A 12,482-nucleotide genomic window follows, 5' to 3' on the forward strand; every position below is an offset into this window, starting at 1 on the left:
TATTTTACATTTTAAAACTTTGGCATAAGGATTGCTTAAAAGGTCTATGTAATAAATTTTTAGGAGGTAATTATATGTTTAGAGAAATGTATCCAATAAGATGTTCTATTATTAGAGGCGGTACAAGTAAGGGGATTTATTTGTTAGAAAATGATTTACCTAAAAATAAAGTAGCTAGGGATAAAGTTATTTTAAGTATTTTTGGAAGTCCAGATATAAGACAAATAGATGGACTTGGCGGAGCAGATTCCCTTACAAGTAAAGTTGCAATTATAGGACCATCTACAAGAACTGATGCTGATATTGATTATACTTTTGGTCAAGTAAGTATAAATAGTGAATTTGTTGATTATAAAGGTAATTGTGGAAACATATCAGCTGGAGTAGGTGCTTTTGCTATAAATAATGGATTAGTTAAAGTAACTGAACCGGTAACAACAATAAAAATACATTTAACCAATACAGATAATATTATTATAGCTGAAGTACCTGTAATATGTGGAAAGGCAAAAGTTGAAGGTGATTTTCAAATTGATGGTGTTCCAGGAACCAGTGCAAAAATTACATTAGATTGGGCTGATACTCAAGGTGCTATAACTGGTAAACTTTTACCAACAGGAAATGTTAAAGATAAAATAATTACAGAGGATGGAAAGGAATATACAGTATCAATTGTAGATATTGCAAATCCACTTGTTTTTATAAAGGCAGAAGATCTTGGAATCTTGGGAACAGAAACTCCAAATGAAATAGATTCTAATAAAGATTTATTAAAGCTTATTGAAGAAATACGTGGTAAATGTGCTGAAAAAATAAATATGATTTCAAGTTATAAAGAATCAACTGAAAAATCACCATATATTCCATTTTTTGCAATAGTTAGTAAACCTAAAGATTATAGTACTTTTAATGGAAAGAATATAGCTAAAAAAGATATAAATATTATTTCTAGATTATTATTCATGCAAAAAATGCACAAAGCATATCCAGGTACAGGAACTATTTGTACAGGAGTAGCTTGCAAAATAAAGGGTACTATAGCAAATGAAATATCAGAAGGTATAAATGGAGATGTTATAAAAATAGGACATCCTTCAGGAGTTATAGAAACTCAATCGCAAATAGAAGATAGTTGTACTTTAAAAGTTAAAAGTGCAAAAGTATATAGAACTGCAAGGGTAATAATGGAAGGAAATGTTTATATTAGAGAATCTTTATTAAAGGAATTAAATGAATAAAAAATTAAAGGAAGGATAAAGATTATGGGAAAAACAATATCAGAGAAAATAATAAGTAGAGCTTGTGGTAAAAGTGTTAAAGCTTTGGATATAGTTTGGGTAAATGTTGATATGGCTATGATGGACGATATTTTAGGGCCTAGAGTTGAAATAGCTGAAAAAATGGAATTATTAAATAAAGACAAAGTTTTTGACGAAAAAAAGGTAGTAATAATTTCCGATCACTATACTCCTCCAGCTTCAATAAAACAAGCTGAAATAGTTAAATTTACAAGGGATTTTGCAAAGAAAAAAAATATAGATAATTATTATGAATTTGTTGGACCTTGCCATCAAATAATGGCTGAAAATGGACATGTTTTACCAGGAACTATAGTTTTAGGAACAGATTCACATACCTGTATGGGAGGAGCTTTAGGTGCATTTGCAACAGGAGTTGGTTCAACAGAAATGTTAGGAATATTATGCACTGGGAAAACTTGGCTTAAGGTGCCTGAAACAATAAAGGTAACATGGAGTGGTAAATTACAAGAAGGGGTAATGGCAAAAGATATATCATTAAAAACTATTGGAACAATAGGTCATTCTGGTGCAACTTATAAAGCCATAGAATACGTTGGAGATACAATATCTAATTTAAGTATGGATGAAAGAATGGCAATTACTAACATGGCAGTTGAAATGGGCGCAAAGGTTGGAATAATACCACCTGATGAAACTACAAAAAAATTTTTAGAGGAAATTGGCATAGAAGATGATTATAAATTTTTTAAGAGTGATGATAATGCTAAGTATTGTGAATGCATAGATTTTGATGCAGAAAAACTTGAACCAGTAGTTGCATGTCCTAATGCAGTAGATAATGTTAAAAAAATTAGTGATATAGGTGAAGTTAATATAAATCAAGCCTTTTTAGGATCATGTACAGGTGGTAGATATAATGATTTAAAAATGGCTGCAGATTTAATAAAAGGTCATAAAGTAAAAAAGGGAATTAGATTTTTAGTATCTCCTGCATCACAAAAAATATATAATCAAGCCTTAAAAGATGGAATACTTGAAGTATTAGCAGAAGCTGGAGCAACAGTTATGTCACCAAGTTGTGGATTATGCGTTGGTGTTCACTCTGGGCTTCTTGCAAAAGATGAAGTTTGTATTTCTTCAAGTAATCGTAATTTTTTAGGCAGAATGGGTAGTAACAAATCTAAGATATATTTAGCATCTCCTATATCAGTAGCTGCAAGTGCTTTAACTGGTAAAATAACTGATCCTAGAAAATTTTTATAAGGAGTGGTGAAAATGACTAAAAAATTTATTAGAGGAAAAGTATTAAAATTTGGAGATAACATAAATACTGATATTATTTCACCTCCACAATATATGGAGTTAAGCATTGAGGAGGCATCTAAATATTCAATGTCTGCAATAGATCCAAAATTCTCAGAAAGAATTGAAAAGGGTGATATTATTGTAGCTTTAAAAAATTTTGGATCAGGTTCAAGTAGAGAAACCTCTCCTTTAACTTTGAAATATTTAGGCGTTGGTGCAATTGTTGCAGAATTTTTTGCAAGAATATTTTATAGAAATTGTATAAACATAGGTATTCCAGTTATAGAGTGCAAAGAAGCTGCAAAAATAAATGAAGAAGATATTATAGAAATAAATATAGAAAAAGGTGAAATATATAATATTACAAAAAATGAAACTTATAAGTGTACAAAGTTACCAAGTCATATTCTTGAATTAATAGAATGTGGTGGATTATTTGAATATTTAAAAAATCTAGAAAAGGAAAGTAAATAGGAGGAATTTTTATGAGAAGCGGAGCTTTAGAAGGAATTACAGTATTAGACTTAACAAGGGTTTTAGCAGGACCATTTTCAACAATGATGATGGCAGATATGGGAGCTAATGTAATAAAAATAGAAAGGCCAAAAGTTGGTGATGATAGTAGACAATTTTCTCCTTTTCAAGGAGGGGAAAGTGCTTATTATATGAATTTAAATAGAAATAAAAAGGGGGTAACTTTAAATTTAAAAGATCCAAAAGGAAAAGAAATATTTAAAGAATTAGTTAAAAAGGCTGATATAGTTATAGAAAATTATAGACCAGGAGTTATGAATAGACTTGGGTTATCCTATGATGTTTTAAAAAAAGTAAATCCTAGAATTATATATGCATCAGTATCTGGATTTGGTCAATATGGACCTTATACTAATAGACCTGGTTACGATATTATAGGACAAGCTATGAGTGGACTTATGAGTACAACAGGTACAAAGGAGAGTGGACCTATTCGTACAGGTACAGCCATATCAGATGTTTTAGGTGGATTATCAGTAACTATAGGTATTTTATCAGCTTTATATAATAGAGATGTTACAGGAAAAGGTCAAGCAGTTGATGTATCTTTAGTGGACTCAAGTGTTGCAGGTCTTGAAATAATAAATCAAATTTATTTAGTTGAAGGGCGTATACCTCAACGTATTGGTAATAGGTATGAATCAACATATCCATATGACTCCTTTAAAACAATTGATGGAGATGTTGTAATAGGAGCTGCTAATAATAAGCTTTGGAAAGAATTATGTGAAGTAATGGGTAAGAAAGATTTAGCAGAAGATGAAAGGTATAACGAAGTATATAAAAGAGTTGAAAAACACGTTGAAGTGAAAAAGTTAGTAGAAGAGTGGACAAAATCTTTAACTATGGATGAGATTGTAAAAAGACTTTTAGATAAAGGGGTTCCAGTTGCACCAATAAATACTATAGATAGAGTAGTAAATGATGAACATATAGGTAAGGCTAGAGAAATGTTTGTAGAGGTTGATCATCCAAAGGCTGGAAAAATGAAATTAACAGGATGCCATATAAAATTATCAGATACAAAACCATCTATAAGAAAATGTGCTCCATTATTAGGTGAAGATAACTTTAAAGTTTATAGTGAATATTTAGGTCTAAGCAAAGAAGAAATTGATGAGTTAAAAAGAGATTCTGTACTTTAATAAATTATTTAGAGGTGAAATAATATGAAAAAATTTATTAAAATAATTGAAGTTGGACCTAGGGATGGATTTCAAAGTGTTAAAGAATTTATACCTACTGAATTAAAAAAAGAAATAATTGATGACTTAGTAGATGCAAATTTACAAAAAATACAAATAACATCTTTTGTAAGTCCTAAAGCAATTCCACAATTACAAGATAGCAAGGAAATAACAAAATACGTTCTTAATAAGTATAAGGATAGAGACATTGAGTTTTTTGCATTAGTACCTAATTTAAGAGGTACAAAGGATGCTTATGAAAGTGGTCTAAAAGAAATATCTTATGTAATTTCAGTTAGTGAATCACATAATAAGGCAAATGTAAATAAAACTACAGAAGAATCTTTTAAAGAGTTAGAGTCTATAGTAAAAAGTTATCCTGATTTAAAGGTGAATTTAGATTTAGCAACAGCTTTTGGTTGTCCTTTTGAGGGAAATATAGATGAAAATAGAGTGATTAAATTTATAAGAAAAGGTATGAAACTTGGCATTAGAAATTTTAATTTATGCGATACAATAGGAGTTTCAAGTCCAAATCAAATAGATAGTATTGCTAAAAGATTATTAGACTTTGATGATTTAGATTTACATTTTGAAGTTCATATACATGATACAAGAAATATGGGTATATTAAATACAGTTGAGGCTATAAAAAATGGAATTTTATCAGTGCAAAGTTCTATTGGAGGACTTGGAGGATGTCCTTTTGCACCAGGTGCTTCTGGTAATACTGCAACTGAAGATTTGGTATATGTTTTAGATGATATGGGATATGAAACAGGAATAGATTTTGAAAAATTACTACAATGTGCAAAAAAAGTAAAAGAAAAAATTAAAGGAAACTTTAGTGGACATCAAATTAATATAAAATCTGAAAAGTGTATTTTATAAAATGTAAATATAATTTGAAAGTAAAAGGGGAATAGAGATGAAAAAAAGTATAATTTTAATTATAATTGCAGCTTTTTTATTTAGTACAATGGAAATTGCAATAAAAAATACTCATGGAGCTTTTAATCCTATTCAATTAAATTTTTTAAGATTTTTAATTGGTGGCTTAGTACTTTTACCATTAGCTATTAAAAATTTAAAAAAAGCTAATAGAAAACTTAATAAAAAAGATTTTATTTGCTTTTTATGGACTGGATTTATTTGTATAATTGTGAGTATGACATTCTTTACATGGTCAATAATTATGAAGGGATCATCACCTGCTGTTTGTGCAATAATATTTAGTTGCAATCCTTTCTTTACAATTGCATTAGCTAGTTTATTATTTAAAGAAAAAATCACTAAAGGTATAGTTGCTGCATTAATAGTTTGCTTTATAGGAATAGTGTGCATAATAAACCCAACAAAAATAAATGCTCAAACTTTTCCAAGTATGATATTAAGTTTAATTGCAGCCTTTACATTTGCTTTATATAGCATTAGTAGTAAATTTGCAATTGTTAAAAGGAAACTTGGTGGAGTGACAGTAACATCTTTTACATTTTTAGTTGGAAGTATAGAACTTCTTATATTAATAGGAATTTCCCATATAAACTCCGTTTCAAATTGGTTAGTTTCAAAGAATTTAGCTTTATTTCACAGTATACCAATAATTCATGGAATAAGCTTAAATAATATTTTGATACTTCTTTATATATCAATTGTTATATCAGGAATTAGTTTTGGATTACTATTTATAGTTATGGAAAGAACAAATGCTACAATAGCTTCTTTAATGTTTTTTGTAAAACCAATATTAGCTCCAATATTAGCATTAATTATAATTCATGATACAGCTTTATTTAAAATAAATAATTTAAGCGGTGTAATACTTATGCTTATAGGGTCTTTTACAATATTTTATATACAGTTAAAAGAAAGTAAAAAGGCTCAAGGCAATAAAGTAAATAAAAAATTAAATGAAGGAGTTTTGAACAAATAAGACTATAAAATCAGAATAATATAATGCAAAAAATGCATTATATTATTCTGATTTATGATTTGTATATATAAAAATTAAAAAATACAATTAAAATAAGGAAATTAATTACAAGGAGGTATTATATTTAAAATGATTATAAAAATATCTGATGAAGGTAAAAAACATGAGCTTTTTAAATAATAAAAATAAAGCTATAACCTTATTAATAGTTTCAGCATTATTTTTTGCACTTATGAGTACTTTTGTTAAATTATCTGGAAATATTCCTTCAATTGAAAAGAGTTTTTTTAGAAATTTAGTAAGTTTTATTCTTTCATTTTATTTTATAAAAAAAAGTAAGAGTTGTTTTTTAGGTAAAAAAGAAAATTTAAAATATTTAATAGGAAGAGCTTTATTTGGAACAATTGGATTAGTAGCTAACTTTTATGCTATAGAACATTTAATATTAGCAGATGCTAATATGTTAAATCAGCTTTCACCTTTTTTTGTAATTATTTTTTCAAGCATTTTCTTAAAGGAAAAAATTAAAAAGGAACAATTATTAATTTTATGTTGTGCCTTCTTAGGAAGCTTATTTATAATAAAACCTTCCTTTAGCTTTAAAGTTATTCCTGCTTTAATAGGAATTTTATCAGCAATTTGTGCAGGAGGTGCATACACATTTATTAGAACTTTATCTAATAAAGAAAAAGGAATTACTATAGTTTTTTTCTTTTCTTGTTTTTCTTTAATAACGCTATTTCCTTTTACAATTATTTTCTTTAAAGGCTTTACTATTTTGCAATTAGTATATTTATTATCTGCAGGTATTTGTGCATCTATAGGTCAATTTTCTATAACATCAGCTTATAAACTTGCCCCTGCAAAAGATATATCAATATATTCTTATACTCAAATTTTATTTGCAACATTTATTGGGATTATATTGTTTAATCAAATTCCAACAAAACTTAGTTTAATAGGGTATATATTAGTTATTTTATCTTCTATTTTGATGTTTATATATAATAATAAAAATTTTAAAAAGGAGGAAGTAAAATGATAAAAAACAGATTAAATAAAGTAATTATAGAAATGAAAAAAAGAAAATTATCACAAATAATAATTTCTTCTCCATCATCCATTTTCTATTTAACAGGAAATTGGTTTATTTCAGGAGAAAGGATGTTAGTTCTTCTAATAAAAACTAATGGAGAACATAGATTATTTATAAATAAAGTATTTAAAATAAACAAAGATTTAAAGTTAAATTTAGATATTGAATACTATGACGATTATGATGATCCAATAGAAATATTAGCTAAATTTATAAATAAAAAAGAAAAACTAGGGGTTGACAAGAGATGGCCTTCTAAGTTTTTATTATCATTAATGGAAATAAAAGGGGCTTTTGCATATGAAACTTCTTTTATTATTGAATACTTAAGAATGGTTAAAGACAAAGAAGAAATAGAATTAATGAAAGAATCCTCTAGGAGAAATGATAAGACAATGAAAGAGTTTTTAGAAAATATAAGAGAAGGTATGACAGAAATAGATTGTGTAAAACTTTTAAAAAAGTTATATTCTAGAAATGGTATAGATAGACTTTCTTTTTCACCTATAGTAGCCTTTTCAAATAATAGTTCAGAGTTACGTCATATTCCTAATAATTCAATATTAAAGAAAGGTGATAATATTTTAATTGATATTGGAGGAGTATATAAAAGCTATTGTTCAGATATGACAAGAACAGTATTTTTCAAAAAAGAACCTTATAAAAAGTATAAAAAAATATATAATGTATTAAAATCAGTTAATGAAAAAGCTATTTCAATGATAAAACCAGGTATTAGATTTTGTGATATAGATAATTTTATAATAAAATATATAAATGATAAAGGATATGGTGATTATATTGCTAATAAAAGTGGTCATTGTATTGGTATATCATGTCACGATTTTGGAGATGTAAGTAAATTAAATACTTTAAAATTGAAAGCTGGAATGATTTTTTCAATAGAGCCTGGAATCTATTTAGAAAATGATATAGGAATAAGGATTGAAGATTTAGTTTTAGTTACTGGAAATGGTTCTGAAAGATTAAATAAATTATCGAAAGAACTAACTGTTATAAAATAAAATATATAAAAAATAAATTTAATCCAAATAAAAGCTTTAAATAAGAATACTCATGATTTATTAGAATTTTTTTAATAAATCATGAGTATTTTTATAGAAAATTTTTGTATATTATTATAATATGGAAGTATATTTCATTTAAGAAAGGTAAGGATGTTTTTATGATTTCACATGAGGTTGATTTTAATATTTATGGGGATGATATGCAATTTGTAGAAATAGAATTAGATCCTAGAGAATCAGTTGTTGCAGAAGCTGGTGCTATGATGATGATGGATGATTCAATTTCAATGGAAGCAATTTTTGGTGATGGAAGTGAAGGCCAAAGAAATGGGGGAATATTTGGCAAACTAGGAGGTGCAGCAAAAAGAGTTGTAACAGGAGAAAGTCTTTTTATGACACTTTTTACAAACATAGGAGTTTTAAAAGAAAAGGTTGCTTTTGCTTCTCCATACCCTGGTAAAATAATTCCAGTAGATTTATCTAAGTATGATGGAAAGATAATATGCCAAAAGGATGCTTTTTTATGTGCTGCTAAAGGTGTATCTATAGGAATAGATTTTAAAAGAAAGTTAGGTGCTGGATTCTTTGGTGGTGAAGGATTTATAATGCAAAAATTAGAGGGAGATGGGTTAGTCTTTATACATGCGGGAGGAACAATAATTAGAAAGAGATTATTGCCTGGTCAAACATTAAAGGTGGATACTGGATGTTTAGTGGCTTTAACTAGAACTATTGACTATGATATAAAATTTGTTGGTGGTATAAAAAATAGTTTATTTGGTGGTGAAGGATTATTTTTTGCTACATTAAAGGGGCCAGGAGAAGTTTGGATACAAAGTTTACCTTTTAGTAGGTTAGCATCTAAAGTATTTGCATCTGCACCTCAAGCTGGAGGTAAAGATGTAGGGCAAGGTAGTATTTTAAATGGATTAGGAAACCTATTTCAAGATTAAATAATAATAAAGTATCAAAATTACTTAATTAATAAATTAAGACTAATATAAATTTTATAATAAGAAAACTGTGCTAAAAAAGCACAGTTTTCTTATTTTTCTATATCGCCATCCCATGACAGCATCCCACCACGAACATTAACTCCATTTTTTATATCTAAATCATCTAAAAGTGATACTGCATGAGCACTTCTATTTCCACTTTTACATATAAAATAAACAGGTTTATCAGTTGGTATATCATCACTATAATCTTCTATATCAGATAATGGAATGTTTTTTGAATTTGGTACATGACCATGTATAAATTCATCTTTTTCCCTTACATCAATTATTAATGTAGAAGGATCCTTTTTTATTAATTCTTGTAATTTATTTGTTGATATTTCTTTCATAATTAGTATCTCCTTAAAAGTCTTAATAATTGTTTATTATAGCACTTATTTTTATTATTTAAAAATGTTTATTTATAAATAATAAAAATAAAAGAGCTATAGATTTAATAATTTCAATAAATACTATAGCCCTTTAGATATAAATGAATTTTATAATTTATTTTTCATCAATAAATTCTGAATTTTTCTTTTTTGCAATTTTAGGTAATATTAGACCTAATCCTAAAAGTACAAAAATAGTTGCCACATTTAAAATTACTTGGAATAACCAAGGTGTTGAAAATGCTTTTACATTTGATGGGAATATACCCATTATACAAGCAAATGCTGTAAATACAAAACACCATATACCAAAAGTAAGTGCTAACTTGTTGTTTTTAACAAATTTATAATCTGAATGGAATTTGCCTTTAACAGCTTTTCTTAGCATAATATAAGCTAAGAATACCCAAAGGTATCTCATAGGCATAACAACAGCATTTAATTTTAATAACCATGTAAATAATGAATTTACATCACCAATTCCTAGTGCTGGTACAACTATTAAAATTGATACTAATATTGTTGTCATAATATATCCATTAACAGGAACTCCACGTTTATTTACTTTAGATAATACTCTTGGAATATATCTATCATCAGCATCTCCTAATAAAACTTTTAAAGGAGCATCTATTGAAAATATTAATGCAGATATTTGTCCTGCTGCATTTGCAAGTGCATATAATATTAAAAAGAAATTTCCAACTCCATAATAAGCTCCAAGTTTTTGGAATGCATAATAAGCTCCATTCATCATTAAATCCTTTGGAACATTTGTTGCATCAAACATAATTCCCATTGCAAATGATCCAAGTATTGCAGTAATTGCAACCATTATTGCAAGAGCTATCATACCTTTTGGAAACCCTCTTTTAGGATCCTTCATGTTATTTACATAAGGAGAAATTTTTTCAGCTCCTCCAACAGAAAATACTAACATGGCTAAAGTTGTAAAGTATGTAAAATCAAATTTAGGAATAAATGTTCCAAAATGAATGTTTGGTGTTGCAACATGAACTCCTCTTATTGCTGGAGCGGCTATAACTAAAAGTATGTATAATAAAGACATAATAAAAGTTGCTATTCCAGCTATAGTTCCTATTTTACCTAATGAATTTATACCTCTTGATGCAATCCATACAAATAATAAAAATACTACTAAACAAATAAGTTGTAATTGTATTGGATTCATATTGTTTAATGCATTTCCATCTTGAAATACTGCCCATCCAAGAGATATTGCTACTGCTTGTGGCTTTTGAGCCAAATATGGTATGTGTACAACCCAATAAGTCCAACCAGCTAAATAAGCAAGGGTAGGTCCTGTTGTGCTTCCAATCCATGAACTTACTCCTCCTTTTCCATCTTTAAATGTAGAACCAAGTTCACCAACCATAAGTGCATAAGGCACAAAGTATAATGCTAGTATTAAAATCCAAGAAGTTATTACTGTTAAACCTTGATTTGCAAAGTTATTAACTATATTACCAAAGCCCCAAACAGTAACAAATGCCATTAATCCAAGATTATACCACATAAGTTTTTTTGAATCATTGTTGTCCATTTTTATATCCTCCCTTTGAATTATATTTCCACTATTAAGCCTTCAACATTATGTAAACTCAGGAAAGTTATAAAATATTTTTACATTTAATTGTCACTAAGAATAATTAAAATACAATTCGATTTGTAATCATTTTTACGCTAAATGTAGGTTATGTTTTAGGTAAAAATGTTTTTTTACTTTATAATACTATCAAAATAATTTATTTAGTTTGTGTACTTTTTGAAAACTTTAAATATTTTAAGATTAAATTTTAGTGTATATTTTTAAATAATAAATATTATTTTTATATAAAAAAGATGAATTATACAAAATGAAATTATTTTAACTGAATAAATAGTAAAAAAGTGTAACTATTTTTATTTAATTATAAAAAATATTATTAATTGTTATTTTATTAATTAATTATCCATTATTTTACTAGATTCATTAATATTGTAGAAATTATTAGGAGATATATTTAAAAATAATACTATATAAAGATTTAAAATATTGATTTAAAATAATTTAAAGTATATAATCATTTTTGTAACAAATTAGAGACAGTTCGAAAGCCTCCTGTCTGGAAATAAAACTAAGGCAGAAAAAAATATTTAAATTTTTGTTAGGTGATGAGCTGAAATCTAACTTTAAGGGGGAAGATTTCATGGACAAAACCATAAAAAGAATCGTATTATCAGGAATTATAGCAGCTTTATATGCTGCACTAACTTTATTACTTGCACCAATTAGTTATGGGCCAATTCAATTTAGAGTGTCAGAAGTGTTAGTTTTACTTGCTTATTTTGATCCATTTTATATAATTGGACTTACTCTTGGATGCTTTATTTCAAATATTTTAGGCCCAAATGGATTAATGGATATTATATTTGGAACATTAGCTACATTCATAAGTGTTGTAGCTATATATTTAACTAGTAAAGTTAATTTAAAAGAGAAGTATAAATTATTTTTAGCTTCTTTATGGCCAACTTTATTTAATGGATTAATTATTGGAACAATGCTAAGTTATTTACTTAATGTACCTTTAGTTTTAACAATGTTAGAAGTTGGAATTGGAGAATTTGTTGTTGTATCTATAATAGGGGTACCAATAATGTATAAGATAAGAGATAAAATTAGAAAGTTATAAACTAAAAAGAAATGCTAGATAAATAATTCTAGCATTTCTTTTTTACTTTTT

Annotated in this window: 12 protein-coding genes; 10 read left to right on the top strand and 2 right to left on the bottom strand. The window is 27.1% G+C overall.

The window, feature by feature from the left end:
• Positions 1-74: 74 nt before the first annotated feature.
• The 9 genes from J2S18_RS04675 (at position 75) to J2S18_RS04715 (ending at position 9,298) form a co-directional block, all read left to right on the top strand.
• Positions 75-1,238 carry a 2-methylaconitate cis-trans isomerase PrpF family protein gene (locus J2S18_RS04675; protein WP_307483886.1) on the top strand — a complete coding sequence of 388 codons (1,164 nt, stop codon included), beginning with the start codon at positions 75-77 and terminating at the stop codon, positions 1,236-1,238.
• Positions 1,239-1,262: 24 nt separating this feature from the next.
• On the top strand, positions 1,263-2,525 hold the full coding sequence (locus J2S18_RS04680) for a 3-isopropylmalate dehydratase large subunit (protein WP_307483889.1): 1,263 nt from the start codon (positions 1,263-1,265) through the stop codon (positions 2,523-2,525).
• 12 nt (positions 2,526-2,537) lie between these two features.
• Positions 2,538-3,041, top strand: a complete 504-nt coding sequence (locus tag J2S18_RS04685) for a LeuD/DmdB family oxidoreductase small subunit (RefSeq protein WP_307483892.1) — start codon at positions 2,538-2,540, stop codon at positions 3,039-3,041.
• 11 nt (positions 3,042-3,052) lie between these two features.
• The gene (locus tag J2S18_RS04690; RefSeq protein ID WP_307483894.1) at positions 3,053-4,246 is read left to right on the top strand and encodes a CaiB/BaiF CoA transferase family protein; all 1,194 of its coding nucleotides are present in this window, start codon (positions 3,053-3,055) and stop codon (positions 4,244-4,246) included.
• A 24-nt stretch (positions 4,247-4,270) separates the two neighbouring features.
• The gene (locus J2S18_RS04695; RefSeq protein ID WP_307483897.1) at positions 4,271-5,179 is read left to right on the top strand and encodes a hydroxymethylglutaryl-CoA lyase; all 909 of its coding nucleotides are present in this window, start codon (positions 4,271-4,273) and stop codon (positions 5,177-5,179) included.
• A 37-nt stretch (positions 5,180-5,216) separates the two neighbouring features.
• Entirely contained in the window at positions 5,217-6,221 is a 1,005-nt protein-coding gene (locus J2S18_RS04700) for a DMT family transporter (protein WP_307483900.1), read from the top strand.
• 163 nt (positions 6,222-6,384) lie between these two features.
• Entirely contained in the window at positions 6,385-7,263 is an 879-nt protein-coding gene (locus J2S18_RS04705; RefSeq protein ID WP_307483901.1) for a DMT family transporter, read from the top strand.
• Entirely contained in the window at positions 7,260-8,342 is a 1,083-nt protein-coding gene (locus J2S18_RS04710) for a M24 family metallopeptidase (protein ID WP_307483904.1), read from the top strand. Before J2S18_RS04705 ends, J2S18_RS04710 begins: the two co-directional genes overlap by 4 nt.
• A 161-nt stretch (positions 8,343-8,503) precedes the next feature.
• Positions 8,504-9,298 carry a TIGR00266 family protein gene (locus J2S18_RS04715; RefSeq protein WP_307483907.1) on the top strand — a complete coding sequence of 265 codons (795 nt, stop codon included), beginning with the start codon at positions 8,504-8,506 and terminating at the stop codon, positions 9,296-9,298.
• A gap of 92 nt (positions 9,299-9,390) precedes the next feature.
• On the opposite strand, the gene J2S18_RS04720 is transcribed toward J2S18_RS04715, so the two are convergent.
• Positions 9,391-9,693 (bottom strand): rhodanese-like domain-containing protein, encoded by a 303-nt coding sequence (locus J2S18_RS04720; protein WP_307483910.1) that lies wholly within the window; start codon positions 9,691-9,693, stop codon positions 9,391-9,393.
• 157 nt (positions 9,694-9,850) lie between these two features.
• Positions 9,851-11,299 carry an amino acid permease gene (locus J2S18_RS04725; protein ID WP_307483913.1) on the bottom strand — a complete coding sequence of 483 codons (1,449 nt, stop codon included), beginning with the start codon at positions 11,297-11,299 and terminating at the stop codon, positions 9,851-9,853.
• A gap of 646 nt (positions 11,300-11,945) precedes the next feature.
• Between J2S18_RS04725 and J2S18_RS04730 the strand changes: the two genes are divergently transcribed.
• On the top strand, positions 11,946-12,431 hold the full coding sequence (locus J2S18_RS04730) for a QueT transporter family protein (RefSeq protein WP_307483915.1): 486 nt from the start codon (positions 11,946-11,948) through the stop codon (positions 12,429-12,431).
• The last annotated feature ends 51 nt before the right edge of the window (positions 12,432-12,482 follow it).

Origin of the sequence: Eubacterium multiforme (assembly GCF_030813415.1) — a bacterium.
Lineage (GTDB): Bacteria > Bacillota > Clostridia > Clostridiales > Clostridiaceae > Clostridium > Clostridium multiforme.

What these genes read in the sequence shown, in the direction of transcription:
- J2S18_RS04675 (WP_307483886.1), top strand. Translation starts at nt 75, where the DNA reads ATGTTTAGAGAAATGTATCCAATAAGATGTTCTATTATTAGAGGCGGT.
- J2S18_RS04680 (WP_307483889.1), top strand. Translation starts at nt 1,263, where the DNA reads ATGGGAAAAACAATATCAGAGAAAATAATAAGTAGAGCTTGTGGTAAA.
- J2S18_RS04685 (WP_307483892.1), top strand. Translation starts at nt 2,538, where the DNA reads ATGACTAAAAAATTTATTAGAGGAAAAGTATTAAAATTTGGAGATAAC.
- J2S18_RS04690 (WP_307483894.1), top strand. Translation starts at nt 3,053, where the DNA reads ATGAGAAGCGGAGCTTTAGAAGGAATTACAGTATTAGACTTAACAAGG.
- J2S18_RS04695 (WP_307483897.1), top strand. Translation starts at nt 4,271, where the DNA reads ATGAAAAAATTTATTAAAATAATTGAAGTTGGACCTAGGGATGGATTT.
- J2S18_RS04700 (WP_307483900.1), top strand. Translation starts at nt 5,217, where the DNA reads ATGAAAAAAAGTATAATTTTAATTATAATTGCAGCTTTTTTATTTAGT.
- J2S18_RS04705 (WP_307483901.1), top strand. Translation starts at nt 6,385, where the DNA reads ATGAGCTTTTTAAATAATAAAAATAAAGCTATAACCTTATTAATAGTT.
- J2S18_RS04710 (WP_307483904.1), top strand. Translation starts at nt 7,260, where the DNA reads ATGATAAAAAACAGATTAAATAAAGTAATTATAGAAATGAAAAAAAGA.
- J2S18_RS04715 (WP_307483907.1), top strand. Translation starts at nt 8,504, where the DNA reads ATGATTTCACATGAGGTTGATTTTAATATTTATGGGGATGATATGCAA.
- J2S18_RS04720 (WP_307483910.1), bottom strand. Translation starts at nt 9,693, where the DNA reads ATGAAAGAAATATCAACAAATAAATTACAAGAATTAATAAAAAAGGAT.
- J2S18_RS04725 (WP_307483913.1), bottom strand. Translation starts at nt 11,299, where the DNA reads ATGGACAACAATGATTCAAAAAAACTTATGTGGTATAATCTTGGATTA.
- J2S18_RS04730 (WP_307483915.1), top strand. Translation starts at nt 11,946, where the DNA reads ATGGACAAAACCATAAAAAGAATCGTATTATCAGGAATTATAGCAGCT.